Raw genomic sequence first — 23,858 nt, 5'->3', positions numbered from 1 at the left:
CAACCCTTCGTCAGCCGCCTGTGAAGGATGACCTGTCGGATTCGGGCTGACAAAGTTGCCCGGCCGCTGACGCGGCTTCACCCCAAGGGCTGCTCGACCCGGTCATGGCGTGACCGTCCCGGCGACCCGTCGTGCTTGGGTCCTCCACTCCTGCCGATGCAATCCTGTCGACCTGTCATCCGGGTGGCGGCAGGACTCGGCGTCCGCCCGGATCGCCCCGCCGCTGCGGCGGGGTCTTGTCGTCAGACAGGGATCTTCACCTATGAATGTCCGAAAAGCCCAACGGAATCGGGGATTTGTGGGGTTACTCACCACTCACCTGTTCGGCTGAACGTAGCGGTGTTCGAGGGCGTGTCGAGGGTGCATGACCCCCGGACCAGCACTGGAACACCTCACGCGCCCCACGGGCTACGCGTGTTGCGCAACCCGGACGGCCGCATGGACGGAGCGGCGACTACACCGATCAGGGGTACACCGTTCGGCCCGTTTCGCCCCCGGCCGGGACGGTCGCGTGTCCGTCAACTGTCGGAGGGCGCGGGGATCGTGACGCGAGCAGTGCGGCGCTCCCCGTCCAGCACGCGCAGCGCCCGCGCGAGTGTGGGGGCGTGCAGCTCGGTCTCGCCCCGCTGGTGCATCAGCGCCAGCGCGTCCCGCAGCTCGATGGCCTTGGCCACCAGCGCCTGGGCGGCCCGCAGTCCACGGTACGTGTCCCCGTGATGCGCCGGATTGATACGGCCCAGCAGGTCGGCCACATCCAGATAACGGTCGATCAACTCGCCCTCGGCGCGTGTCAACGCGGGCAGCGGCGGAAGTTCCGGCGGCAGCATCGTCGGCTCACTCCCCGCCGGGCTCGGTGAGCGAGGTCCTGCGGGTCGGCACGATCCGGTCCACCAGGCCGTATTCCAGGGCCTGTTGGGCGTCCAGGACGAGGTCGCGCTCGATGTCCGCGGTCACCTGCTCCACCGTCCGGCCCGTGTGCAGGGCGAGTACCGCCTCCAGTTGGGACCGGGTGCGCGCCAACTCCTCCGCCTGGATGGCGAGATCACTCGCCTGACCCTGGATCGGCTCGGGCAGCGAGGGCTGGTGGAGCACCATCCGCGCGCCCGGCAACGCCGACCGCTTGCCCGGGGTGCCCGCCGCCAGCAGCACCGCCGCGCTGGTGCCGGCCTGGCCGAGGCAGATCGTCTCCACGTCGCAACTGACGTACTGGAGCGTGTCGTAGATCGCCGACATCGCGGTGAACGAGCCGCCGGGCGAGTTGATGTACAGCGAGATGTCCCGGTCCGGTGCCTGGTACTCGAGGTGCATGAACTGGGCCATCACGTCGTTCGCCGAGATGTCGTCGATCGGCGTCCCGAGGAAGACGATCCGCTCCTCCAGCAGCTTCGAGTACGGATCCATCGTCCGGTGCCCGGAACTGGTGCGCTCCGTGAATTCGGGCAGGACATGGCGGGCGAACGGTCGGGTCATGGGTACCCCTCCTTCGGCATCTGTAAGAAATGTACAGGACGTACATGACGTTATGATGGGCACATGGCCTACGAGATTCCGGTGACGCAAGCCAGGGCTGAGCTCGCCGACCTGATCAACCGGGTGGTGTACGGCGGTGAGCGCGTCGTCGTGACACGGCACGGCAAGCCCCTTGTCGCGCTGGTCTCCGCCGCCGACCTGGAACGACTCGACGAACTCGACAAGCTGGACGCGAACGCCGACGAGCAGGTGATCAGTGCCGTCTCGCACGTCCGTGAGGTCGCGTCCGCTCCCCGCGAACACCAGCGCTTCGGCATCGCGGCCGAGCACCGGGGGCCGAACCCCTCCTAGGCGACCGGTCGAGGACCGGCTCTACGGGCGTAGATGTGATTGTCCTGATCACAGCTCGGTTAACTTGCTTGAAACTCGGTCCAACTAGCCTGCCGATCCACGCCACCAGGGACTTTGACCGGGGGCTACGGCAGCCGGACCCCGCACGGTCCGGAGCGAGGACTGTGAGGTGGGAGCGTGCAACTGACCCCGCACGAGCAAGAGAGGCTGCTGATCCATGTGGCGGCCGACGTGGCCGAGAAGCGCCGGGCCCGTGGTCTGAAGCTCAACCACCCCGAGGCGGTCGCCCTCATCACGTCGCACATCCTCGAGGGCGCCCGTGACGGCCGGACCGTCGCCGAGCTGATGTCCTCCGGGCGCAAGCTGCTCACCAGGGACGACGTCATGGAGGGCATCCCCGAGATGATCCACGACGTACAGGTCGAGGCGACCTTCCCGGACGGCACCAAGCTCGTCACCGTCCACGACCCGATCGTGTAGGAGGCCTCGATGATTCCCGGCGAGATCCTGTTCGCGGACGACCCGATCGTCTACAACGCGGGCCGCGAGGTCACATCGATGACCGTCCTCAACGCCGCCGACCGGCCCGTCCAGGTCGGCTCCCACTACCACTTCGCCGAGGCCAACCCCGGACTCGAGTTCGACCGCGCCGCCGCGCGCGGCAAGCGGCTCAACGTCGCCGCAGGCACCGCCGTGCGCTTCGAACCGGGGATCCCCGTCGACGTCGAACTCGTCCCGCTGGTCGGCGCCCGTGTCGTGCCCGGACTGCGCGGGGAGACCGGAGGTGCCCTCGATGCCTGAGATCTCCCGCGCCGCGTACGCGGACCTCTTCGGACCGACCACCGGCGACCGCATCCGGCTCGCCGACACCGACCTCCTGATCGAGATCGAGGAGGACCGCAGCGGCGGTCCCGGTCTCGCCGGTGACGAGGCCGTGTTCGGCGGCGGCAAGGTCATCCGCGAGTCGATGGGCCAGGCGCGCGCTACGCGCGCAGAAGGCACCCCCGACACCGTCATCACCGGCGCCGTCATCGTCGACCACTGGGGCATCGTCAAGGCCGACGTCGGCATCCGCGACGGCCGCGTCACCGGCATCGGCAAGGCCGGCAACCCGGACACCATGGACGGCATCCACCCCGACCTGGTGATCGGCCCCGAGACCGAGGTCATCGCGGGCAACGGACGCATCCTCACGGCCGGTGCCGTCGACGCGCACGTCCACTTCATCTGCCCGCAGATCGCCGACGAGGCGCTCTCCGCCGGGGTCACCACCCTGGTCGGCGGCGGCACCGGACCAGCCGAGGGTTCCAAGGCGACCACGGTCACCCCCGGGCCCTGGCATCTGGCCCGGATGATGGCCGCGATGGAGCAGTACCCGCTCAACATCGGCTTTCTCGGCAAGGGCAACACCGTCTCGCACGAGGCGATGCTGTCCCAGATCCGCGGCGGCGCCCTCGGGCTGAAGCTGCACGAGGACTGGGGCTCGACCCCGGCCGTCATCGACGCCTCGCTCACCGTCGCCGACCGCACTGGTGTCCAAGTCGCCATCCACACCGACACGTTGAACGAGGCCGGGTTCGTCGGCGACACCCTCGCCGCGATCGCCGGACGCGGCATCCACGCGTATCACACCGAGGGTGCGGGCGGCGGGCACGCGCCCGACATCATGACCGTGGTCTCCGAGCCGCACGTGCTGCCCAGCTCCACCAACCCGACCCGGCCCTACACCGTCAACACCGCCGAGGAACACCTCGACATGCTGATGGTCTGCCACCACCTCAACCCGGCCGTCCCCGAGGACCTGGCCTTCGCCGAGTCCCGCATCCGGCCCTCGACGATCGGCGCGGAGGACATCCTCCACGACCTCGGCGCCATCTCGATCATCTCCTCCGACGCGCAGGCGATGGGCCGGGTCGGCGAGGTCATCATGCGGACCTGGCAGACGGCCCATGTGATGAAGCGACGGCGGGGCGCACTGCCGGGCGACGGCCGTGCCGACAACCATCGCGTACGGCGCTATGTCGCCAAGTACACGATCAACCCCGCCCTCGCACAGGGCCTCGCCCGCGAGATCGGCTCCGTCGAGAGCGGCAAGCTCGCCGACCTCGTGCTCTGGGAACCGGCGTTCTTCGGCGTCAAGCCGCACCTCGTCATCAAGGGCGGGCAGATCGCGTACGCGCAGATGGGCGACGCGAACGCGTCCATCCCGACTCCGCAGCCGATCCTGCCCCGGCCGATGTTCGGGGCGATCGGGCGGGCTCCCGCTTCCAACTCCTTCAACTTCGTCGCGCAGTTGGCGATCGACGACGGGCTGCCCGAACGGCTCGACCTCGGGAAGAGGTTCGTGGCCATCGAGTCCACCCGTGGGGTCACCAAGGCCGACATGCGGGAGAACGACGCCCGGCCGCGCGTCCAGGTCGACCCCGACAGCTTCGCCGTGCACATCGACGGGGAGCTCGTCGAGGCGACTCCGGCGGCCGAACTGCCCATGGCCCAGCGGTACTTCCTCTTCTGATGTCCAGGGGAGCACTGCTGGTCCTCGCCGACGGGCGCTTTCCCGCCGGTGGGCACGCGCACTCCGGTGGGGCGGAAGCCGCCGTCAAGGCCGGGCGGGTCACCGGGGCGGCGAGCCTCGGTGACTTCTGTCGGGGACGGCTGTACACGGCCGGGCTGGTGTCCGCCTCGCTGGCCGCGGCTGCCGTACTCGGTGTCGATCCCGTGGAGTTGGACGCGGCGGCCGACGCGCGGACGCCGTCGCCCGCGTTGCGGGTCGCTGGGCGGAAGCTCGGGCGGCAGTTGATGCGGGCCGCGCGTGCGACCTGGCCGTCCGGTGAACTCGACGCGCTGGCGCGGGAGTTTCCGAAGGGGGCGCATCAGCCGGTTGTGCTGGGGCTGGTCGCTCGGGCGGCGGGTCTTGGGGCTGAGGACGCTGCGTACTGTGCGGCCTACGAGAGTGTGAGTGGGCCCGCGTCCGCGACGGTGCGGTTGCTGAGTCTTGATCCGTTCGACGCTACGGCTGTACTGGCGCGGTTGGCGCCGGAGTTGGACCTTGTCGCTGATCGGGCGGTGGAGGCGGCGCGGCGGGTGGTGGAGCTCGGGGTTGATGAACTGCCTTGTGCGTCTGCGCCGTTGCTGGAGATCGGGGCGGAGGCGCATGCGGGTTGGGCTGTGCGGTTGTTCGCGTCGTAGGGGTTTTCTCGCCCCCGCCGCCCCTACCCGTCCCGTCACCAGGGGCTCTGCCCCTTCGGCCCCGCCAGGGGGGCTCCGCCCCCTGGACCCCCGGTCGGCCTGGACGGCCTCGTCCTCAAACGCCGGACGGGCTGAGAGGTGCCGGCCCGGATGAAGAGGTGCCGGCCCGGATGAAGAGGTGCCGGCCCGGTCGAAGCAGGCGCCGAAACCGCAAGCACAGTAGAAACACGTAAGGAGCCGCACCAATGCACCTCGACCACACCCACGACGGCCCCGCCGCCGTCAGTGCCGACGCGCACCGTCCCGACGGTACCCACCGTGCCCTGCGGATCGGGCTCGGCGGGCCTGTCGGATCCGGTAAGACCGCGACCGTCGCCGCGCTCTGCCGAGCCCTGCGGGACGAGCTCTCGCTCGCTGTCGTCACGAACGACATCTACACCCGTGAGGACGCCGAATTCCTGTTGCGGGAGGCCGTGTTGCCGCCCGAGCGGATCAGTGCCGTCGAGACGGGGGCCTGTCCGCACACGGCTATCCGGGACGACATCTCCGCCAACCTCGAAGCCGTGGAGGATCTGGAGGACGAGGTCGGGCCGTTGGATCTGATCCTTGTCGAGTCCGGTGGGGACAATCTCACCGCGACCTTCTCCAAGGGGCTTGTCGACGCGCAGATCTTTGTCATCGATGTGGCCGGCGGGGACGACATTCCGCGCAAGGGCGGGCCCGGGGTCACCACCGCCGACCTGCTGGTCGTCAACAAGACCGACCTCGCGCCGTACGTGGGATCCGATCTCGGGCGGATGGCCGCCGACGCGAAGGCTCAGCGAGCCGAACTGCCCGTTGTCTTCCAGTCGTTGCGGACCGAGGCGGGAGTCGGCGATGTTGCCCGCTGGGTGCGGCAGCAACTCGCCGCGTGGGTCGCGTGATCGCGACCGGCGTTCGGGCCACCGCGCGGATCGTGGCCCGGGAGGACGGGCGCGGCGGCACCGCGCTGCCCGTGCTGGAGGGCGATGGGCCGCTCGCGCTGCGCCGGACCCGTGCCACCGGTTCCGAGGCCCGGGTCATGCTCGTCGGGGCGATGAGCGGGCCGCTCGGCGGGGATCACTTCGCCGTCGAGGCCGATGTGGAGAGCGGGGCGCGGTTGCGGGTGGGGTCGGCCGCCGCGACCATCGCGCTGCCCGGGCAGGCGAAGGGGGAGTCGCGGTACGACGTGCGGATCGACGTTGCCGATGGTGGTGAACTGCACTGGCTGCCCGAGCAGTTGATCTCCGTGTGCGGTAGTGATCTGCGCGTCACCACGCGCATCGACCTGGCCGGGTCCGCCCGGCTCGTACTGCGCGAGGAGCAGGTGCTCGGGAGGGTCGGTGAGGAGCCGGGGAGGCTCACCAGTCGGCTCACGTTGCGGATCGCCGGACGGACCGTGCTGGACCAGGAGTTGGCCTGCGGTCCCGGAGCGCCGGGCGGATGGGACGGGCCCGCCGTTCTCGCGGGGCATCGCGCGGTGGGGCAACTGGTCGTCGTACGGCCGGAGTTCACCCGGGAGCCGCCTGCGGCGCGGATGCTGGGGGAGTGTGCGGCGCTGGCGCCGTTGGGCGGGCCTGCCGTGCTGGTGACGGCTGTGGCGGCCGACGGGCTGCGGTTGCGGCGGGTGCTGGACGAGGCGTTGGCGTCGCTCGGGTGAGTATCCGCTGAGCGGGACGTGGGTTTCCGCTTATCGGATTGGTAAAGAAGGTCAACAGCCTCTGTCCTCAGACACCTCACAGCCGGGAGGATCCCCCGAGACCATTTCGCAACTAAGTACGGGGAGGGGCCCACTTGAGGTTCATCAGACCGAGGAGCCGCGTCACGGCGTTCGGCTCGGTCGGGTTCGCCGCGGCGGCTCTGATAGCCGGCGCCGTGGTGGCACCCACGGCCAACGCGCAGACCAACCAGGCCGCAGGTCACGGGCAGGACAGTGCGGCCAAGGGCGCCGCGCTCGCCGCCGCCCGCGCCGCCAAGGCCGGGATCGACTGGCAGGACTGCCCCGCCGGCTGGGGTTTCGAGAAGCCGATCCAGTGCGGCTATGTCACCGTGCCGATCGACTACACCAAGCCCAACGGCAAGACGATCAAGCTGGCCGTCGACCGCATCGCCAGCACGGGCACGAAGGAGGAGCGCCAGGGAGCGCTCGTCTACAACCCCGGCGGCCCGGGTGGCTCCGGAATGCGCTTCCCGCGCCGGGTCACCACCAAGAACCCGCTGTGGGTCAACACGTCCAAGGCGTACGACTTCGTGGGCTTCGACCCGCGCGGTGTCGGCCACTCGGCGCCCATCTCCTGCATCGACCCGCAGGAGTTCGTGAAGGCGCCCAAGGCGGACCCGGTACCGGACTCCACCGCCGACAAGAACGCGCAGCGCAAGCTGGCCCGTGAGTACGCCGACGGCTGCGCCGAGCGCACCGGCCGCACCATGCTCGCGCAGATGACCACGCCGAACACCGCGCGCGACCTGGACGTCATCCGTGCCGCCCTCGGCGAGAAGAAGCTCAACTACCTGGGCGTCTCCTACGGCACCTACCTCGGCGCCGTCTACGGCACCCTGTTCCCGAGCCACGTGCGCCGCATGATCGTCGACAGCGTCGTCAACCCGGCGCGCGACAACATCTGGTACGAGGCCAACCTCGGCCAGGACGTCGCCTTCGAGGGCCGCTGGAAGGACTGGGAGGACTGGGTCGCGAAGAACGACGCCACCTTCCACCTGGGGACCACGCGCGACGCCGTACAGGCCAAGTGGCTGCAGCTGCGCGCCACCGCGAAGAAGAGCCCGCTCGGCGGGGTCGTCGGTCCGGCCGAGCTGCTCGGCTTCTTCCAGGGCGCCCCGTACTACGACTCCTCGTGGGTGCCGGTCGCCACCGCGTTCAGCAAGTACTTCGCCGGTGACCCCCAGCCGCTGATCGACGCGGCCTCGCCCGACATGTCGGACACCGCGGGCAACATCACCTCTGAGAACGGCAACGCCGTCTACACGGCCGTCGAGTGCACCGACGCCAAGTGGCCCACCAGCTGGAAGAAGTGGGACAAGGACAACACGGAGCTCAACAAGAAGTACCCGTTCCTGACCTGGTCCAACGCCTGGATGAACCTGCCGTGCGCCACCTGGCCCGTCAAGCAGCAGTCCCCGGTCGAGGTCAGGACCGGCAAGGGTCTGCCGCCGGTGCTCATCGTGCAGTCGCAGCGTGACGCCGCCACGCCGTACGAGGGTGCCGTCGTACTGCACCAGCGCTTCAAGGGCTCCCGTCTGATCACCGAGAAGGACGCGGGCTCCCACGGTGTGACCGGTCTGGTCAACCCGTGCATCAACAGCCGGGTGGACGCCTACTTCCTCACCGGCAAGCTGGACGCCGCCGACGTGACGTGCACCCCGCACGCGACGCCGGTGCCGTAACAAGAAGTATCCGTACATGACTTGGGGCGGTCGGTTCGCAACCGGCCGCCCCTCTTCATGTCTTCCGCGTGCGGAGCCTCAACTCAGCGGCAGGCGCGGGAACTTGCGTTCCTTCGCGGCGGCCGCCTGTTCCGCCTTGACGACGGCCGCGTACTGGTCGACGTACTCCTGCTCGGAGAGCATCAGGATCGCGTACATGATCTCGTCGGTGATGGCGCGCAGGATGGCCTTCTCGTTCTCCATGCCCTCGTAGCGGGAGAAGTCGAGGGGCTTGCCGAAGCGGATGGTCACCGGGTGGATGTTCGGGATGACCTTGCCGGGCGGCTGGGCCTCGAAGGTGCCGATCATCGCGCAGGGGATGACGGGCACCTGGGCCTTCAGGGCCATGACCGCGACGCCGACCTTGCCCTTGTAGAGGCGGCCGTCGTGGGAGCGGGTGCCCTCGGGGTAGATGCCGAGCAACTCGCCCTTGCTCAGGACGCCGAGGCCCTCGCGGATCGCGGCCTGGCCCGCCTCCTTGCCGGAGCGGTCGACCGGGATCTGGCCCGCGCTGCGGAAGAAGGTCGCCGTGAGGCGGCCCCTGATGCCGGGGCCGGTGAAGTACTCGGCCTTGGCGAGGAACGTGATGCGGCGCTTGAGGACCGCGGGCATCAGGAAGTGGTCCGCGAACGAGAGATGGTTGCCCGCGACGATCGCCGGACCCGACTCCGGTATGTGGTCGAGGCCCTCGATGCGGGGTCTGAAGGCCAGTCTGAGCAAGGGACCCAGAATCACGTATTTAAGGACGTAGTAGAACAAAGGGGGGTCGCTCCTCACTCCGGCGGGTCGGCTCGACCGATCTGTTCTCGCAGGTCACCCGGTCTCTCGTGGGCTGCCAGTGTAGGGGCAGGCGGCGCCGCGTGGAACCGGTGGCGATCAGCGCGCCGCGGACACGGCCGAGGGCGGCGAGAAGGAGCTCCTCGCCGCCCTCGGGACGGAACTGCCGCCGGTCCGGCGGGACTTACACGGACGCGGTGCGCGCCCTGCGGCGGTACAGCGCGAACGCGGTGGTCGCGCCCGCGGCGGTGACCAGACCCGCGCCGATCGCGATCGCCGGCGTGTTGGAGGCGGCCTGGCTGGCGGCGACGTTCTGCGCCTTCAGGTCCTGGACGTACGCCGGGTACGGGGCCGTGGTGGCCGTCGACGACGTCTGGGAGTAGTGCGGGATCCGCTTGACCGACTGCACGGAGCCGTTCGTGTTCAGCAGCACCTGCTTGTCGTTCGGGTGCTTGAAGTCGAACATGCCGCCCAGGGTGCCCGCCCGCTGGTCGAAGGACGAGTCACCGATCCGGCCGGTGTGCCAGTTGTCCTCGATGAACTGCGTGATCGACGCCTGCTCGGTGGGCGTGTGGTCGATCTTGTTGACCTTGCTGTACGGCGAGATGACCAGCAGCGGCTGCCGGGTGCCCGGGCCGCAGCGGTCCGCGTAGCCGCCCTTCGCCGCCGGACCGGCCTGGCAGGCCGGGCTGTCGGTGGCCTTGCCGTTGGAGCCGACCGTGGAGTCCGTCGAGCCGTTGAGCACCTTGGAGGTCACGTGGTCGTACCAGCCGTCGGAGTCGTCGTAGGCGATGACGACCGCCGTCGACTTCCACTCCGGCGACTTCTGGATCGCGTTGATCTCCTTGATCAGGAAGTTCTGCTCGTCGGCCGGGTCCGAGTAGCCGGCGTGCCCGTCCTGGTACTCGGCCGCCTTCAGGAAGCTCACCGCGGGAAGGTTGTTCGCCTTCAGCGCCGCGTCGAAGTCCGTCAGGTCGTAGTTGTGGTTCGCCCGGCCGTTGTGGCCGATCTCGGCGACCGACTTCGGCGCCAGGTGGTGCGGGTTCGACGTCGACTTGTAGTACTCGAACGGCGAGTGGTGCGGGCTGTAGTCCTCGGAGGCCGCGCCGCCCACGTTGGTGTGCGTGGTGCCCCCGCACTTGGCGTAGTCGCCGCTCTTGCCGTCCCACGCGGTGCTGGGCCGGAAGCCGCCCTGGAACCAGCCCCAGGTCACACCCTTGTTGTTGAGCAGGTCGCCGATGTTCTTGCCCTGCATCACCGCGAGCGCGCTGGTCGAGGTGTGGTCCTTGTCCGAGCAGTCGTCGAAGGCCGGGTCGGGGTCGTTGACGACCGTGCCGACACCCTTGGCGTTCGGGGAGACCACCGCGTACGAGTCCGGAGTCGTCGTCTGCTTCGGGTTCTCGGTGCCGGAGGCCGGGTCGACCGAGATCACACCGTGCGTCTGGCCCGATATCAGGTTCAGGGCGCCGGGCGTCGAGGGGCCGAAGGTCGAGCTGAAGGAGTGGTCGTTCAGCGCGAACTGCTGGGCGTAGTTCCACATGCCCGTGACGGTGTTGCCGTCGTAGTAGTCCATCACCAGACCGGGTTCACCGAACAGGCCGGTGCACTTGTTGACCTCTGTGTTCTCGACGTACTTGTCCGCCTTGCCGCCGTCGGCCGCGTACTGCTCGGGGCCGTAGGAGTGGTTCTGGTCGCAGGTCATCACCTGCGAACTGCTCAGCCGGGTGGGCGTGTAGAGGTTCGGGTTCTTCTTCAGCAGCCCGGCGTTCAGCAGGTTGTCGGCCTTCGGCGTGTGCGCCGCCGCCTTGAACTTCGTGCCGTCCGTGTTGGCGGCCTGCGGGTAGGTGGCGAAGTAGTGGTCGAACGAGATGTTCTCGTCGTAGAGCACCACCACATGCTTGATCGGGGTGGCCGTGCGGGTGCTGCCGGAAGGCTGGTGGCCGCCGGAGTTCGCCGCCGCCGGGACGACCCCGCCCGCCGTGGCCAGCGCCGCCGCGCCGAGCAGGGCGCCCACGCGGGTCAGGCCCCGCCGCGCGCCTGGAATTCTTCCTGTGCCGATCATGCTGTCTCGCCTTCCGGGAGCACTGTTCTCGCTGCCACGCCACCCAAGGCCGTGACGCCTACGGCCGTAGCCTCGGCAATGGTGACGGCGGGGCGGGGGAGCGGCAATGACGCGAGAGCGAACGCCCGGTCAGGACTTTCTCATGGTCTGTTGGCCTGTTCTTGACCCCGCTCTCAGGCCAGCAGGGTGCGGCCCAGCCAGTCGGCGCTGTCGCGGACCCCGGGCAGCGCGAAGAAGTAGCCCCCGCCGTACGGCGAGACGTAGTCGACCAGCGGTTCACCGGCCAGCCGCTTCTGCACGGTCTCGAACTGCCGGGCCAGGTCCTGCTGGTAGCAGCAGAACAGCAGCCCCATGTCGAGGTTGCCGTTGCTGTCCATGCCCCGGTCGTAGTTGTAACCCCGGCGCAGAATGCGCTGGTCGGCACTCTGCGTGGTGCGCGGATTTGCCAGCCGGATGTGACTGTCCAGCGGGATCACATCGCCCTGCGGGTCCTGCGCGAAGTTCGGCGTGTCCTTCTCGTGCCGCCCGTCCAGCGGGGCGCCGGTGTCCCGGGCGCGGCCGAACATCCGCTCCTGCTCGGTGATGGAGACCCGGTCCCAGAACTCCACCAACATCCTTATCAGGCGTACGACTTGATAGCTTCCGCCGGTCGTCCACGCCGGTTCGCCGCCGCCGGCCCCCACCCATACGAGGTCGTTCATCGCGCGGGCGTCGGTCACCTCCGGGTTGGCGATGCCGTCCTTGAAACCGAGGTGGTTGCGCGGGGTGCCCGAGGGACGCGGCGGGCTGATGAAACCGTCCGTCCGCCACCGCACCTGCATGCCCCCACGCGTGTGCCGGGCGACATCGCGCAGGGCGTGCAGCACGGTGTCGGAGGTGTCGGCGCAGAACTGCACGCTCAGATCACCGTGACACCAGGCGGAGTCGAGGTCGTCGTCGGGGAAGGCGGGCATCGCGGTCAGCCGGCGGGGCACGCGCTTCGCGAGCCCGTAGCGGTCGTCGAAGAGCGAGGCCCCGACGCCGACCGTGACGCTCAGCCGGTCGGCCGGGAGGTCCGGGCCCAGGGTGCCGGAGTCGGCGGGCGGCGCGGTGATGCCCAGGTCCTCCGGACTGCCGCCGGAGGTCAGGAAACGCGCCCGGTCGGTCAACGTCCGCAGTAGATCGGAGAGTTCGGCCCGGTTCTCGGCGGTCGTGTCGAAGGAGACGAACGCTGTCGCGCGCTGGGCGGGGGTGATGATGCCCGCCTGGTGGAGCCCGTGGAAGGGCACGCGCGCGGCCGTATCAGCCGCGGCCGACGCCGTACCCCGGTCGGCGGCCACCAGACCGGCACCGGCCACGGCCGCCGCGCTCGCCAGGAATCCCCGGCGGCCCACCTCGTTCACGCGCTTCACGCGGTCCTCCGTACGTCCGTGAGGGCGGCCACGTCGGCCAGCCGCTCCACCAGTCCGCCGAGGTCGGAGTCGACCTTCTCCCTTTGCGGACGGGTGAGTTGAGCCAGCGGCGTCCACTTCCCGGAGTGGTCGAAGCCGTCCAGGGTGTGCTGCGCCCGGTCCATCCAGTCGCCGAGTTCGCCGTAGCCCGCGTCCCGGGTCTTCAACAGCGGGGCCAGGTATCCGAGCAGTACGCGGGTGCCGCCGAGGTTGGCGCGGGCGGTGGCCAGGTTGGTGCCGCTGCCGTAGTCGGTGCGGCCGGTCAGCTCGAACTGCACGGTGTTCTCCAGGATTTCGTGCGCGCGCAGCCCGGTGTCGGCCGGGTCCATCCGCTGGCTGGGCCAGCTGCTCTCCAACGCGTGGACGTCCTTGGCGAGTTGATCGGCCGGTCCGCGCAGAGCGCTCGCCGACTCGCCGTGCCACAGCCCGTACTCGACCCGGTGGAACCCGGTGAACCCGGCGTCGCGCACCCCGCCGTTCAGTCCGGCCGTGGTGCCGTTGATCGCTCCGTCGGAGTCGCCGAACGTGCCGTAGGCGGCGCCCATCCGCTCGTAGACGAGATGCGCGGGCAGCCAGGCCTTGCGGGCCGCCGCGAGATCGCCGCGATCGACGGCGGCCTTCAACACGTCGGTCTTCTGGGCCAGTTCGACGGTCCGGCCCTGAATCCACTTCTGATAGGCGAGCGTGGGCGGGATCAGCTCCTGCTGGGTGATCGGCACGGCCGCCGGTCCGCTCTTCACCTTCGACCCGGTGATCCGCACGGTGGGTCCGGTCACGGCGTCGGCGTCGTCGGGCAGACACTTGAAGGCGTACGAACCGTTCCCCAGGGTCACCCCGAGCGGCCGCACCGTCCCCGGTGCCAGCCCCTCGACCTCGCCGTAGACCGCGCCGGTCGTCGGATCGGTCAGATACACCTCGGCCGCCGTGCTCGACGTGTTGTGCAGCTCGAAGACCTGGTGTCCGGCTTGCGGATGCGTCCAGCCACTGCCGCAGCCCGAGGTCGCGACCTCGACGGTGGTGTGCGGCGGCCCGCCGGCGGCAGCGGTCGCCTTCCCATCCGATCCGGATCCCCGGGCCGCCAGCACACCGGCCACCACGGCCGCGACGGCGACCAGGGCACCGGCCGCGAGCAGGACGGTACGGCGATGTCCGGCGGCGGGAGCGGGCTCGGTCTCAGGTTCGGCTTCGGCGCCGCGCGCGGTTCCGGGCACGCCCGGCCTCCAGGGGGAGTCGTACGAAAGATGGCGGTACCAGCGATCTTATGAGGGCGTCACGGCCCCCACCGCGCCCCTTGACCCTGTCCTGACCGGAGGGCGGGCGAGAATTCGCCCGGGGTTCACCCGGGGGTCCGTGACCACCACGGTCCGCTGCGCGGCGCTGCACGGTGGGCTACTGCGGCCCCGCCCGCAGACGCGGCCCGGCCGGGACCGTCGCCGTGATCGGGACCGCTCGGCCGCCATCACACGGTCCCGCGCCCGGGGCCGGGGGATTCCGGATCGTTCCCGGCGGAGCAGCGGGACGGCGACGCCCCGCTGCCGGCCGAGGCCGAACACGATTCGCTGTTCCTGGTGGCGGTCCGCACGGGTGGCGGAGCCGGTGCGCGGGAACAACCCGGGCCCGTCCGGCGCTGCTCCTGATACCTCGCCGGGTATTCAGAGAAGGGTCGTGGACGAGATGATTCGGTCAGGGCAGGAGTCGCTCCCGCCGTCGGGTGAAGCGCCGTTGGTGACCACCTGCGGTCGGCAGGTCGCGGTGAAGCGGCTGCTGCTGGCGCTACCGGAGCGGCCGATCACCCGGGTCACCCTGGACGTGGGTCCCGTCGTGCGGGGCGAACCCGGCCTCTGGGCCTCACTGACGGTGGCCGAGGCCCGCGACCTGGCCCGCCGTCTCCTGGCGCAGGCCGCCCTGGCGGACGCCGGTCCTTCGGCGGAGCGGTCCGCGGTGGACAACTAGCCGATTCTGTGGGGGAGTCGGGCGCGTCCATGCGATCCCGGCCGAGGCCCGTGACCTTGCCGGGCGGCCGCTCGCGCGCACGGCCCGGGTCGACACCGTCACCCCCAGAGGCCGCCAGCGGTCGGGACCGGTGGTTGGACCGACTCCCCGCGCCGGTCCAACCACCCGTCACCTCACGCCCCTTGCGTCAGCACCCTCTCCAACGCGCCCATGGCCGACCGGAGTTCGTCCGCCGTGATGGTCAGCGGCGGGGCCAGTCGGATCGTGGAGCCGTGGGTGTCCTTGGCCAACACGCCCTCGCGCATGAGGCGTTCGCTGATCTCGCGGCTGGTGCCGATCGCCGGGTCGACGTCGACACCCGCCCAGAGGCCGCGGGAGCGGAAACCGACGACACCCTTGCCGACCAGCTCGGTCAGACCGTCCCGCAGGACCACGCCCAACTCGGCCGCCCTGCGCTGGAATTCACCGGTCTCCAGCAGTTCGACGACCGCCGTGCCGACCGCCGCGGCGAACGGGTTGCCGCCGAACGTCGAGCCGTGCTCGCCCGGGTGCAGCACCCCCAGCACCTCGCGCCGCGCGACCACCGCCGACACCGGCACGATGCCACCGCCCAGCGCCTTGCCGAGCAGCAGTACGTCCGGGACGACGCCCTCGTGCTCGACGGCGAGGGTGCGGCCGGTGCGGCCGAGACCCGACTGGATCTCGTCCGCGATGAACAAGCAGCCCTTGCGGGTGGTGAGTTCGCGGACACCGGCCAGATAGCCCGCGTCCGGGATGATCACCCCGGCCTCGCCCTGGATCGGCTCGATCAGCACCGCCGCAGTCGTCTCGTCGACCGCCGCCTCCAGCGCCGCGAGGTCGTTGTACGGCACGATCCGGAAGCCCGGCGTGAAGGGACCGAAGCCCGCCCGCGCCGACTCGTCGGTGGAGAAGCTGACGATCGTCGTCGTACGGCCGTGGAAGTTCTCCGCCGCGACGACGATGGTGGCCCGGTCGGCGGGGACGCCCTTCACGTCGTAGGCCCACTTGCGGGCCACCTTGATGCCGCTCTCGACCGCCTCCGCGCCCGTGTTCATCGGCAGCACCATGTCGAGGCCGGTCAACTCCGCGAGCCGTTCGGCGAATTCGGCGAGGCGGTCGTTGTGGAAGGCGCGGGAGGTGAGCGTCAGCTGGTCGAGCTGGCGGTGGGCCGCGTCGATCAGCACGGGGTGGCGGTGGCCGAAGTTGAGGGCCGAGTAGCCGGCGAGCATGTCGAGGTAACGGCGGCCCTCGACGTCCTCCACCCAGGTCCCCTCGGCACGGGCGACCACCACGGGCAGCGGGTGGTAGTTGTGCGCGAGGACCGGCTCCTCGGCGCGGATGAGGTCGGCGGACGTACGGGCACTGGCGGGTGCGGTCATGAGCGGATCTCCTGGGTGCAGCACTTGATGCCGCCGCCGGCTTTGTGGAACTCCGACAGGTCGACGGGGACGGGGACGTAGCCGCGTTCGGCGAGACGCGCGGCCAGAGCCTCGGCCTGGGGCGCGATGAAGACGTGCAGGCCGTCGGAGACGGAGTTGAGGCCGAACGTCATCGCGTCCTCACGGGTCGCGAGCACCGCGTCCGGGAACAGCCGCGCGAGCACCTCGCGGCTGCCCGGCGAGAACGCCTCCGGGTAGTAGCAGATGTTGTCCTCGTCGAGGACGAACAGCGCCGTGTCCAGGTGGTAGAAGTACGGGTCCACCAGCGTCAGGCTGATCACCGGGACGCCGAAGAACTCCTGCACCTCGCGATGGGCCTCGCGGGTCGTACGGAACCCGGTGCCGGCCAGCAGATAGCGGCCGGTCGGGATCAGGTCGCCCTCGCCCTCGCTCACCGACTCGGGGCGGTAGACGTCGTAGCCGGCCGCCTTGAACCACATGTCGTAGTGGTCGGACTCGGGCCGCCGCTCGGGCGCGTGGAAGAGGGAGCCGAAGACGCGGCCGTCGACGACGACCGCCGAGTTCGCGGCGAACACCATGTCCGGGAGGCCGGGGGCCGGGGGCACGGTGTCGACGGTGTGGCCGTGCTCGCGGTAGGTGTCGATCAGTGTTCGCCACTGCTCCTGGGCGAGATCGACGTCGACCTGGGCGTCGGGATGCATCCAGGGGTTGATCGCGTACTGCACGGCGAAGTGTCTGGGTTCGCAGACGAGAAAGCGCCGCCGGCGCCGCACACGGGTCTCGGGCACAGAGGGGTTCCTCCGCTTCCTGTGATGTCGACTGGGGTTGACACCAAGGTAGGAAGAGACCAATACGCGCGACAAGCGATGAAGGCTGCGTGTCCGCGCAGGAATGCTGCGTCTTGGACGGGGTCAGCGCACGTCTGATGCGTCGCCCGGCGCGGGGTGGGTGGCACCCGCTTCGGGGCTTTCCGGGAGGAGGTGGGACAGCACCATCACACTGATCGTCTTCCGGATGAACGGCTCCTGCCGGATCCGTTCCAGCACCTCCTCGAAGTGGTCCACATCGGTCGCCCGCACATGCAGCAGCGCGTCCGCGCCGCCGGTCACCGTCATCGCCGCGGTGATCTCCGGATGGTTGCGCACCACCTCCGCGAGCCGCCTGGGGGGCGCGGCGCCCTCGCAGTACACCTCCACGTACGCCTCCGTGCGCCACCCGAGCGCGGACGGCCGTACGGTCGCCGTGAACCCGGTGATCACACCCGTCTCCCGCAGCCGGTCCACCCGCCGCTTCACGGCCGTCGCGGACAGCCCGATCGCCGCGCCGATCTCGGCGAAGCTGGTCCTCGCGTTCGCCATCAGCGCGTTGATGATCTTCCGGTCGAGCTCGTCGAACGGCGTGGTCCTGCTGTTCATGTCGGCACTGTATCCAGCGGGGACGTCCACGCCGGGTACATGTCCAGGCGTACGAATTCCTCCTACACTCCACGTTCATGCTGCGCGCCCTCGCCGTCGACGACGAACGCCCCTCACTGGAGGAGCTGCTCTATCTGCTGAACGCCGATCCACGCATCGGCAGCGCGGAGGGCGCGGGCGACGCGACCGAGGCGCTGCGCCGCATCAACCGCGCCCTGGAGTCCGGCCCCGGCGGACCCGAAGCCATCGACGTCGTCTTCCTCGACATCCAGATGCCCGGGCTCGACGGGCTCGACCTGGCACGGCTGCTGACCGGATTCGCGCAGCCGCCGCTCGTCGTGTTCGTCACGGCGCACGAGGACTTCGCCGTACAGGCCTTCGATCTCAAGGCAGTCGACTACGTGCTGAAGCCCGTCCGCAAGGAACGGCTCGCCGAGGCGGTGCGCCGGGCGGCCGAACTCGGCGGCGCGGCACCGCGGATACCCGTGCACGAACCCGACCCCGACCACATCGCCGTCGAACTCGGCGGTGTCACCCGCTTCGTGGCCGTCGACGACATCACCCACGTCGAGGCCCAGGGCGACTACGCCCGCCTCCACACCGACCGCGGCAGCCACCTCGTCCGTATCCCGGTCTCCACCCTCGAGGACCGCTGGCGCTCGCGCGGCTTCGTCCGCATCCACCGCCGCCATCTCGTCGCCCTGCGCCACATCGGCGAACTCCGCCTGGACGCAGGGACGGTGAGCGTCCTGGTCGGCGGCGAGGAACTCCAGGTCAGCCGCCGCCACACCCGCGAACTGCGGGACCTGCTGATGCGGAGGTCCTGACGGTGCCTCAGGAACCCACCGAGCGCAGGGTCGTTGTCACCGGGCCGCCCCGCCGCACCCGCCGTGCCTCCGGCTACTCCCGCCCCCGCACCGAGATCGACGAACAGACCACCCTCGGCCACACCTACGTCCGCTCCCTCATGCGCACCCAACTCCGTGCCGCCCTCACGGTGTTTGCGGTCCTCGTCCTCCTCGTCGGCCCGCTGCCCCTGGTGTTCGCGGCGACCCCGGACTCCCGCCGCCTCGAATGGCTGGTCCTCGGCTTCTGCCTCTACGCCCCGCTCGTCCTGCTCGCCCTCTGGTACGTGCGCCGCGCCGAACGCAACGAGCGTGACTTCGTGCGCCTCGTCGAGGACCGATGAACTCCAGTTATGCGGTACCGGCGGTCGCCCTCGTCGTCGTGGCGACCGTCCTCGTCGGCGCCTTCGGCCTGCGCATATCCCGCACCACCTCCGACTTCTACGTCGCCTCCCGCACCGTCGGCCCCCGCCTCAACGCAGCCGCCATCAGCGGCGAATACCTCTCTGCCGCCTCATTCCTCGGCATCGCGGGACTGGTCCTCGTCCAGGGCCCCGACATGCTCTGGTATCCCGTCGGCTACACCGCCGGATACCTGGTCCTGCTGCTCTTCGTCGCCGCGCCGCTGCGCCGCTCCGGCGCCTACACCCTCCCCGACTTCGCCGAGGCCCGGCTCGCCTCGCACGGGGTACGGCGGCTCGCGGGCGCGTTCGTCGTCGGGGTCGGCTGGCTGTATCTCCTGCCTCAACTCCAGGGCGCGGGGCTGACGTTGACGGTTCTTACCGGGGCGCCCGATTCACTCGGCGGGCTGATCGTGGCGGTCGTGGTCGTCGCGACCGTCGCCGCGGGTGGCATGCGCAGCATCACCTTCGTCCAGGCCTTCCAGTACTGGCTGAAGCTCACCGCGCTGCTCGTCCCCGCGCTCTTCCTGGTCCTCGCCTGGCAGAGCGACGGAGCGCCCCGGCACGCCTTCGAGGAACCGGCCGCCTTCCGCGAACAGCGCGTCGTCCGCGTCGACGACACCCTCGACCTCAAACTCGACCACCCCCTGACCGTCACGGTGAACGGCACGGTCGACGGTCGGCGCCACCGTGCCGAGCGGCTCCAACTCCCCACCGGAACCCACCACATCGGAGCCGGCACCCGCCTCACCTTCGCCAAGGGCGCCACCGTCCCGGTCGCCGACCGCGGCACCAACGGCGGCATGTCGACGTCCTTGGCCGCCAGCCGCGAGGAACGCCCGCTGTACGCCACGTACGGCCTCATCCTCGCCACCTTCCTCGGCACCATGGGCCTGCCACACGTCGTCGTCCGCTTCTACACCAGCCCGCACGGCGTCGCCGCCCGCCGCACCACGGTCGCCGTCCTCGGCCTCATCGGCGCCTTCTACCTCCTCCCGCCTGTCTACGGCGCCCTCGGCCGCCTCTACACCCCCGAACTCACCATCACCGGCGACGCCGACGCGGCCGTACTCCTGCTGCCCGACCGCATGATCGGCGGCGTCGGCGGCGATCTGCTCGGCGCGCTGGTCGCGGGCGGCGCCTTCGCCGCGTTCCTGTCCACCGCGTCGGGACTCACCATGGCCGTCGCGGGCGTTCTCACCCAGGACGTCCTCCCGTCGCGCGGGGTACGGCACTTCAGGCTCGGCACGGTCCTCGCCATGGTCGTCCCGTTAGTAGCGAGCGTCGTGGTCGGCGGGCTGCCCGTCGCCGACGCGGTGGGCCTCGCGTTCGCCGTATCGGCCTCCTCCTTCTGCCCGTTGCTGGTCCTCGGCATCTGGTGGACCCGGCTCACCCCACCCGGCGCGGCGGCCGGAATGCTGGTCGGCGGCGGCTCGGCGTTCGTCGCGGTGGCCGCGACCATGGCAGGCTTCCCCGGCACCGGCCCCCTGCACGCCCTGCTCGCCTGGCCCGCCCTCTGGTCGGTACCGCTGGGCTTCCTCACCATGGTCCTGGTGTCCCTGGCCACCCCGGGCCGCGTGCCCACAGGCACGGCGGCGATCCTGGCCCGCTTCCACCTGCCGGAGGAACTACGGGCGGAGGTGAAGGCGTGAGAGCGCGGCACAGGATGGCACGCCATGTGGCCATGCCCCACGTGGCGGCGGCGCCTGGCACGGCGACGCGGCACGTGGCCGCGTTCCACATGACGGCCGCCCCCATGGCAGCGCGGCACATGTCAGCGCCCCACACCATGGCGTCCCGCAGCGCGGATGTGGGCCCATGAGCGGATTCCTCGCCGGTCTCTGTGTCGCCGTACTCCCGCTGCTCGCCGCCGGGTTCTGGCTCGGGCGGCGTACCGCGCGGCCCGAGAGTCTCGGCGGGCTCGGTACCCCCGTCGAGCACGCCACCTTTCAGACGCTGCACACCGCCTCGCTCGCCGCGCCGCCGCTGCGCGGGGGCCTCACCGAGGAGACGGCCCGCCGTTCCGCCCGTAGGCTGCGGACCCTGCTCGGTACCGACGCGCTCTGTCTGACCGACCAGAAGCAGGTCCTCGCGTGGGACGGCGTCGGTGACCATCACCGGGCCGAGATCATGGAGCGGCTCGCGGGCCCGCTGGAGACCGGTCGCGGCGAGGCGTTCCGGCTCAACTGCGATGCCCCGGACTGCCCGTTGCGCTGGGCGGTGGTCGCCCCGCTCACCGTCGACGACCGGGTCCACGGCGCGCTGGTCGCCTGCGCGCCGCGCGAGTCCGCCGTCCTTGTGCGGGCCGCGGGAGAGGTCGCGCGCTGGGTCTCCGTCCAACTGGAGTTGGCGGATCTGGACCAGTCCCGCACCCGGCTGATCGAGGCCGAGATCAAGGCACTTCGGGCCCAGATCTCCCCACACTTCATCTTCAACTCGCTCGCGGTGATCGCCTCGTTCGTCCGCACCGACCCCGAGCGCGCCCGCGAACTGCTCCTCGAATTCGCCGACTTCACCCGCTACTCGTTCCGCAGGCACGGCGACTTCACCACCCTCGCGGACGAACTCCACGCCATCGACCACTACTTGGCACTGGTCAGGGCCCGCTTCGGCGAACGCCTCTCGGTCACGCTCCAGATCGCCCCCGAGGTGCTCCCGGTCGCGCTCCCGTTCCTGTGCCTGCAACCGCTCGTGGAGAACGCCGTGAAACACGGCCTGGAGGGCAAGGCTGTGAATGCCGCGGGCAAGAGCCGCATCAGCATCACCGCGCAGGACGCGGGCGCCGAGGCGCTCGTCGTCATCGAGGACGACGGCGCCGGCATGGACCCCGACCTGCTGCGCCGCATCCTGGCGGGCGAGGTCAGCCCCTCGGGCGGCATCGGCCTGTCCAACGTCGACGACCGGCTCCGCCAGGTCTACGGCGACGACTACGGCCTCGTCATCGAGACCGCCGTGGGAGCGGGCATGAAGATCACCGCCCGGTTGCCGAAGTACCAGCCGGGCGTGCACTCGGCGAGCCGCCGCAGCGAGCAGTGATGAGCCCTCAGGTGCTGCGCGTGGCCACCATCCCCAGGGTGATGAGCCCCAGCACGACCCAGCCGAACCACAGCCAGCCGTTGCTGCCGAGCGCCACCGTGTAGGCCGTCACCACCACCAGCCCGCCGACGGTGATCACCCCCATGGTCTTCGTGGAACCGGGCATCGCGACACCCTCCTCATGGTCCGTCCCCCTCCATGGTGCCTCCGTTCTGCTTCCGCACGGCGCACACGACGAAATGAGTGCCCGACTTCCACGGTCCCTCACTGGTCCAGGAGGCGGCCTGGTAGACCGAGGGATCGAAGCCGTAGTCGGCCGGCGGGACGTCCCGCGCGCACGCCGCGTCCGACCGCGTACGCGCCTGGGCCAGCGTGACGTCCGCGCCCAACCGGGTGAACCCGACCACTACCTGATCGTGCTTGCCGGCGCAGGAGACCAGGCTCGCCGCCCGGTTCGAGGGCACGTCCAGACAGTCCCGCTTCTGCATGGTCGACGTGTCCGCGAACGCCGAACCGAGGGCGCGATGGCTGCCGAGCGGCCCGTAGACCGGCCCGTGCGCGCCCAGCACCAGGCAGGCGGTGCGGCGACCGGCCGCGTCGAAACCCGCGTCGGTCGGTACGACGGCGTAGCCCCGCACGTCCGCGAGCTTCTCCCGGATCTCCTGCGTCCGCTGCGCGCACCGGTCCGCCCCGACCTTCCGCGCCTCGCCCGCGGACGCGGTGGACACGAACGCCATCACCTGCCCGTCCGGCACGGTCGTCCGGCAGCCGGCGTCCACGGCGAGCCGCGGGGTCCCCTGGAAGAGGTGCCCGCCCGGCCAGTCGGCGGTGACACAGTCGCCGTCCTCGAGCGGCGCGGAGAGCCCGACGGCCGTGCCGTACGGCGGACTCTTCCTGTCGGTGTCCTTGCCGGGCGGCTGATGCGCCATCGCGTACCAGACACCGCCCAGGGCGAGAACGAGCCCGAGCAGCCCCGCCAGGACGGACTGGAGCAGCCGGGGGCGGGCCCGCCGACGCCTGCCGGGCGCTGGGACCCATCCGTACGGCGGCGAGCCCTGCGTCGGCACCGGCACGGCCACGGGCACGGCCAGGCCCTCCCAGGGCGACGGCGAACCCAGGTCCGTCTGCGTCCGGGCGTACGCCTCCGCCTCGGTCTGCGGCGTCACGATCCGCGACAGCGCCGCCTCCGCCTCCGCCGCCGGGATCCGCCGTAGCGGATCCTTCTCCAGCATCGCGTGGAGCACCGGTGCCAGGGCGCCCGCGCGGGCCGGTGGCAGCGGGTCCTCCATGACCACCGCGGTGACCTCGGCGAGCGGTGACTCGCGGGTGAAGGGGCCGTGGCCCTCGACGGCGTGGTACAGCGTGCAGCCCAGCGAGAACAGGTCGGCGGCGGCCGTCGGCGGCCCGCCCGTTGCCCGCTCCGGCGCCAGATAGCCCGCCGTGCCGACGAGCACGGACGTCAGCGTGTACCGCGTCTCCCCGGCGTCCGGCTGCACCGAGATGCCGTAGTCGGTGAGCAGGACCCGCGCGTACGGCGAACCGTTGCGGTCCGGGGCGAGCAGGATGTTCGCGGGTTTCACGTCCCGGTGCATGACGCCCCGCTCGTGCCCGGCGGTCAGCGCGTCGAGCACGGCGAGTCCGATGCGTGCGCACTCCGCAGGGGCGAGCGGGCCCTGCCGGCCGACCAGGTCGCGCAGGTCGACGGCGTCCGCCACGTACTCCATGACGATCCACGGCAGCCCGTCGTGCTCCAGCACGTCATGGACGGTCACCACATGGGGGTGGCCGCGCAGCCCCGCCGCGTGCCGGGCCTCCGCCTGGGCGCGGGCGACCCTGGCCTCCCGCTCGGCGTCGGCGGAGGCCGGGTTGCTGAACACGATCTCCTTGAGCGCGACTTCGCAGGCCAGCCGCTGGTCATGTGCGAGCCACACATGTCCCATACCGCCACTGCCCAGCCGGTTCAGCAGGAGATAGCGGCCGGCGATGACCCGGCCCACGCCCGACGTCGGCGATCCCTGAGGCATCCGGTGTCCCCCTCCCGGTTCCGCG

At 70.6% G+C, this 23,858-nt stretch carries 24 protein-coding genes and 1 riboswitch; of the genes, 13 read left to right on the top strand and 11 right to left on the bottom strand.

Annotation, left to right across the window (positions count from 1 at the left end; genetic code table 11):
* A riboswitch (cyclic di-AMP (ydaO/yuaA leader) is annotated at window positions 1-180 on the bottom strand.
* A 338-nt stretch (window positions 181-518) separates the two neighbouring features.
* Both SSP08S_RS27950 and SSP08S_RS27945 read right to left on the bottom strand, forming a co-directional pair.
* Entirely contained in the window at window positions 519-827 is a 309-nt protein-coding gene (locus SSP08S_RS27950; protein WP_019070946.1) for a hypothetical protein, read from the bottom strand.
* 7 nt (window positions 828-834) lie between these two features.
* Window positions 835-1,470, bottom strand: a complete 636-nt coding sequence (locus tag SSP08S_RS27945) for an ATP-dependent Clp protease proteolytic subunit (RefSeq protein ID WP_019070945.1) — start codon at window positions 1,468-1,470, stop codon at window positions 835-837.
* Between the two features lie 63 nt (window positions 1,471-1,533).
* Between SSP08S_RS27945 and SSP08S_RS27940 the strand changes: the two genes are divergently transcribed.
* The 8 genes from SSP08S_RS27940 to SSP08S_RS27905 all read left to right on the top strand — a co-directional run bounded on the left by SSP08S_RS27940 (window position 1,534) and on the right by SSP08S_RS27905 (window position 8,430).
* Window positions 1,534-1,821, top strand: coding sequence for a type II toxin-antitoxin system Phd/YefM family antitoxin (locus SSP08S_RS27940; protein ID WP_019070944.1), 288 nt, complete (start codon window positions 1,534-1,536; stop codon window positions 1,819-1,821).
* Window positions 1,822-1,998: 177 nt separating this feature from the next.
* Window positions 1,999-2,301 carry an urease subunit gamma gene (locus tag SSP08S_RS27935; RefSeq protein ID WP_010988499.1) on the top strand — a complete coding sequence of 101 codons (303 nt, stop codon included), beginning with the start codon at window positions 1,999-2,001 and terminating at the stop codon, window positions 2,299-2,301.
* Between the two features lie 9 nt (window positions 2,302-2,310).
* Window positions 2,311-2,622 (top strand): urease subunit beta, encoded by a 312-nt coding sequence (locus SSP08S_RS27930; RefSeq protein ID WP_019070943.1) that lies wholly within the window; start codon window positions 2,311-2,313, stop codon window positions 2,620-2,622.
* Window positions 2,615-4,336 carry an urease subunit alpha gene (locus SSP08S_RS27925; RefSeq protein WP_019070942.1) on the top strand — a complete coding sequence of 574 codons (1,722 nt, stop codon included), beginning with the start codon at window positions 2,615-2,617 and terminating at the stop codon, window positions 4,334-4,336. Before SSP08S_RS27930 ends, SSP08S_RS27925 begins: the two co-directional genes overlap by 8 nt.
* Window positions 4,336-5,010, top strand: coding sequence for an urease accessory protein UreF (locus SSP08S_RS27920; RefSeq protein WP_019070941.1), 675 nt, complete (start codon window positions 4,336-4,338; stop codon window positions 5,008-5,010). The genes SSP08S_RS27925 and SSP08S_RS27920 overlap by 1 nt, the downstream gene beginning before the upstream one ends.
* A gap of 245 nt (window positions 5,011-5,255) precedes the next feature.
* Complete coding sequence (gene ureG, locus SSP08S_RS27915) at window positions 5,256-5,933, top strand: urease accessory protein UreG (RefSeq protein ID WP_019070940.1); 678 nt, start codon at window positions 5,256-5,258, stop codon at window positions 5,931-5,933.
* A complete protein-coding gene (locus tag SSP08S_RS27910; RefSeq protein ID WP_026178880.1) occupies window positions 5,930-6,688 on the top strand; it encodes an urease accessory protein UreD in 759 nt (252 codons plus the stop codon). The genes ureG and SSP08S_RS27910 overlap by 4 nt, the downstream gene beginning before the upstream one ends.
* 134 nt (window positions 6,689-6,822) lie before the next feature.
* Window positions 6,823-8,430 carry an alpha/beta hydrolase gene (locus tag SSP08S_RS27905; RefSeq protein WP_019070938.1) on the top strand — a complete coding sequence of 536 codons (1,608 nt, stop codon included), beginning with the start codon at window positions 6,823-6,825 and terminating at the stop codon, window positions 8,428-8,430.
* A 78-nt stretch (window positions 8,431-8,508) separates the two neighbouring features.
* Here SSP08S_RS27905 and SSP08S_RS27900 read toward each other — a convergent pair whose 3' ends face one another.
* The 4 genes from SSP08S_RS27900 to SSP08S_RS27885 form a co-directional block, all read right to left on the bottom strand.
* Window positions 8,509-9,228: a lysophospholipid acyltransferase family protein gene (locus SSP08S_RS27900; protein ID WP_026178879.1), complete on the bottom strand. Its 720-nt coding sequence runs from the start codon at window positions 9,226-9,228 to the stop codon at window positions 8,509-8,511.
* Window positions 9,229-9,430: 202 nt separating this feature from the next.
* Window positions 9,431-11,308 carry a phospholipase C gene (locus tag SSP08S_RS27895; protein WP_026178878.1) on the bottom strand — a complete coding sequence of 626 codons (1,878 nt, stop codon included), beginning with the start codon at window positions 11,306-11,308 and terminating at the stop codon, window positions 9,431-9,433.
* Between the two features lie 173 nt (window positions 11,309-11,481).
* Window positions 11,482-12,699 carry an iron uptake transporter deferrochelatase/peroxidase subunit gene (efeB, locus tag SSP08S_RS27890; protein WP_019070935.1) on the bottom strand — a complete coding sequence of 406 codons (1,218 nt, stop codon included), beginning with the start codon at window positions 12,697-12,699 and terminating at the stop codon, window positions 11,482-11,484.
* Entirely contained in the window at window positions 12,696-13,949 is a 1,254-nt protein-coding gene (locus SSP08S_RS27885) for an EfeM/EfeO family lipoprotein (RefSeq protein WP_019070934.1), read from the bottom strand. Before SSP08S_RS27885 ends, efeB begins: the two co-directional genes overlap by 4 nt.
* Before the next feature lie 463 nt (window positions 13,950-14,412).
* Between SSP08S_RS27885 and SSP08S_RS27880 the strand changes: the two genes are divergently transcribed.
* Window positions 14,413-14,691: a hypothetical protein gene (locus tag SSP08S_RS27880; RefSeq protein WP_245607971.1), complete on the top strand. Its 279-nt coding sequence runs from the start codon at window positions 14,413-14,415 to the stop codon at window positions 14,689-14,691.
* Window positions 14,692-14,864: 173 nt separating this feature from the next.
* Here the strand turns inward: SSP08S_RS27880 and rocD are convergent, their stop codons facing one another.
* The 3 genes from rocD to SSP08S_RS27865 all read right to left on the bottom strand — a co-directional run bounded on the left by rocD (window position 14,865) and on the right by SSP08S_RS27865 (window position 17,527).
* Window positions 14,865-16,091, bottom strand: a complete 1,227-nt coding sequence (gene rocD, locus SSP08S_RS27875; protein ID WP_019070932.1) for an ornithine--oxo-acid transaminase — start codon at window positions 16,089-16,091, stop codon at window positions 14,865-14,867.
* Complete coding sequence (ddaH, locus tag SSP08S_RS27870; protein ID WP_019070931.1) at window positions 16,088-16,900, bottom strand: dimethylargininase; 813 nt, start codon at window positions 16,898-16,900, stop codon at window positions 16,088-16,090. The genes rocD and ddaH overlap by 4 nt, the downstream gene beginning before the upstream one ends.
* Before the next feature lie 123 nt (window positions 16,901-17,023).
* Window positions 17,024-17,527, bottom strand: coding sequence for an Lrp/AsnC family transcriptional regulator (locus SSP08S_RS27865; RefSeq protein ID WP_019070930.1), 504 nt, complete (start codon window positions 17,525-17,527; stop codon window positions 17,024-17,026).
* Between the two features lie 77 nt (window positions 17,528-17,604).
* Between SSP08S_RS27865 and SSP08S_RS27860 the strand changes: the two genes are divergently transcribed.
* The 4 genes from SSP08S_RS27860 to SSP08S_RS27840 all read left to right on the top strand — a co-directional run bounded on the left by SSP08S_RS27860 (window position 17,605) and on the right by SSP08S_RS27840 (window position 21,809).
* Window positions 17,605-18,354 (top strand): LytR/AlgR family response regulator transcription factor, encoded by a 750-nt coding sequence (locus tag SSP08S_RS27860; protein WP_019070929.1) that lies wholly within the window; start codon window positions 17,605-17,607, stop codon window positions 18,352-18,354.
* A gap of 2 nt (window positions 18,355-18,356) precedes the next feature.
* Complete coding sequence (locus SSP08S_RS27855) at window positions 18,357-18,716, top strand: hypothetical protein (RefSeq protein WP_019070928.1); 360 nt, start codon at window positions 18,357-18,359, stop codon at window positions 18,714-18,716.
* The gene (locus SSP08S_RS27850) at window positions 18,713-20,425 is read left to right on the top strand and encodes a sodium/solute symporter (RefSeq protein WP_019070927.1); all 1,713 of its coding nucleotides are present in this window, start codon (window positions 18,713-18,715) and stop codon (window positions 20,423-20,425) included. The genes SSP08S_RS27855 and SSP08S_RS27850 overlap by 4 nt, the downstream gene beginning before the upstream one ends.
* Before the next feature lie 166 nt (window positions 20,426-20,591).
* Window positions 20,592-21,809 (top strand): sensor histidine kinase, encoded by a 1,218-nt coding sequence (locus SSP08S_RS27840; RefSeq protein WP_019070925.1) that lies wholly within the window; start codon window positions 20,592-20,594, stop codon window positions 21,807-21,809.
* Between the two features lie 7 nt (window positions 21,810-21,816).
* Here SSP08S_RS27840 and SSP08S_RS62590 read toward each other — a convergent pair whose 3' ends face one another.
* Both SSP08S_RS62590 and SSP08S_RS27830 read right to left on the bottom strand, forming a co-directional pair.
* The gene (locus tag SSP08S_RS62590) at window positions 21,817-21,975 is read right to left on the bottom strand and encodes a hypothetical protein (RefSeq protein WP_019070924.1); all 159 of its coding nucleotides are present in this window, start codon (window positions 21,973-21,975) and stop codon (window positions 21,817-21,819) included.
* A 13-nt stretch (window positions 21,976-21,988) separates the two neighbouring features.
* Window positions 21,989-23,833, bottom strand: coding sequence for a serine/threonine-protein kinase (locus SSP08S_RS27830; protein WP_026178877.1), 1,845 nt, complete (start codon window positions 23,831-23,833; stop codon window positions 21,989-21,991).
* Window positions 23,834-23,858 lie beyond the last annotated feature (25 nt).

The sequence above is a fragment of the Streptomyces hokutonensis genome (assembly GCF_000376565.1).
In the GTDB taxonomy this organism is placed as follows: domain Bacteria; phylum Actinomycetota; class Actinomycetes; order Streptomycetales; family Streptomycetaceae; genus Streptomyces; species Streptomyces hokutonensis.
The sequence above is the reverse complement of the archived record's forward strand: the minus strand, read 5'-3'. Positions and strand labels throughout refer to the sequence as shown.

What these genes read in the sequence shown, in the direction of transcription:
- SSP08S_RS27895 (WP_026178878.1), bottom strand. Translation starts at nt 11,308, where the DNA reads ATGATCGGCACAGGAAGAATTCCAGGCGCGCGGCGGGGCCTGACCCGC.
- SSP08S_RS27850 (WP_019070927.1), top strand. Translation starts at nt 18,713, where the DNA reads ATGAACTCCAGTTATGCGGTACCGGCGGTCGCCCTCGTCGTCGTGGCG.
- SSP08S_RS27920 (WP_019070941.1), top strand. Translation starts at nt 4,336, where the DNA reads ATGTCCAGGGGAGCACTGCTGGTCCTCGCCGACGGGCGCTTTCCCGCC.
- ureG (WP_019070940.1), top strand. Translation starts at nt 5,256, where the DNA reads ATGCACCTCGACCACACCCACGACGGCCCCGCCGCCGTCAGTGCCGAC.
- SSP08S_RS27860 (WP_019070929.1), top strand. Translation starts at nt 17,605, where the DNA reads ATGCTGCGCGCCCTCGCCGTCGACGACGAACGCCCCTCACTGGAGGAG.
- SSP08S_RS27940 (WP_019070944.1), top strand. Translation starts at nt 1,534, where the DNA reads ATGGCCTACGAGATTCCGGTGACGCAAGCCAGGGCTGAGCTCGCCGAC.
- SSP08S_RS62590 (WP_019070924.1), bottom strand. Translation starts at nt 21,975, where the DNA reads ATGCCCGGTTCCACGAAGACCATGGGGGTGATCACCGTCGGCGGGCTG.
- SSP08S_RS27950 (WP_019070946.1), bottom strand. Translation starts at nt 827, where the DNA reads ATGCTGCCGCCGGAACTTCCGCCGCTGCCCGCGTTGACACGCGCCGAG.
- SSP08S_RS27925 (WP_019070942.1), top strand. Translation starts at nt 2,615, where the DNA reads ATGCCTGAGATCTCCCGCGCCGCGTACGCGGACCTCTTCGGACCGACC.
- SSP08S_RS27830 (WP_026178877.1), bottom strand. Translation starts at nt 23,833, where the DNA reads ATGCCTCAGGGATCGCCGACGTCGGGCGTGGGCCGGGTCATCGCCGGC.
- SSP08S_RS27880 (WP_245607971.1), top strand. Translation starts at nt 14,413, where the DNA reads ATGATTCGGTCAGGGCAGGAGTCGCTCCCGCCGTCGGGTGAAGCGCCG.
- SSP08S_RS27945 (WP_019070945.1), bottom strand. Translation starts at nt 1,470, where the DNA reads ATGACCCGACCGTTCGCCCGCCATGTCCTGCCCGAATTCACGGAGCGC.
- SSP08S_RS27865 (WP_019070930.1), bottom strand. Translation starts at nt 17,527, where the DNA reads ATGAACAGCAGGACCACGCCGTTCGACGAGCTCGACCGGAAGATCATC.
- rocD (WP_019070932.1), bottom strand. Translation starts at nt 16,091, where the DNA reads ATGACCGCACCCGCCAGTGCCCGTACGTCCGCCGACCTCATCCGCGCC.
- SSP08S_RS27930 (WP_019070943.1), top strand. Translation starts at nt 2,311, where the DNA reads ATGATTCCCGGCGAGATCCTGTTCGCGGACGACCCGATCGTCTACAAC.
- SSP08S_RS27840 (WP_019070925.1), top strand. Translation starts at nt 20,592, where the DNA reads ATGAGCGGATTCCTCGCCGGTCTCTGTGTCGCCGTACTCCCGCTGCTC.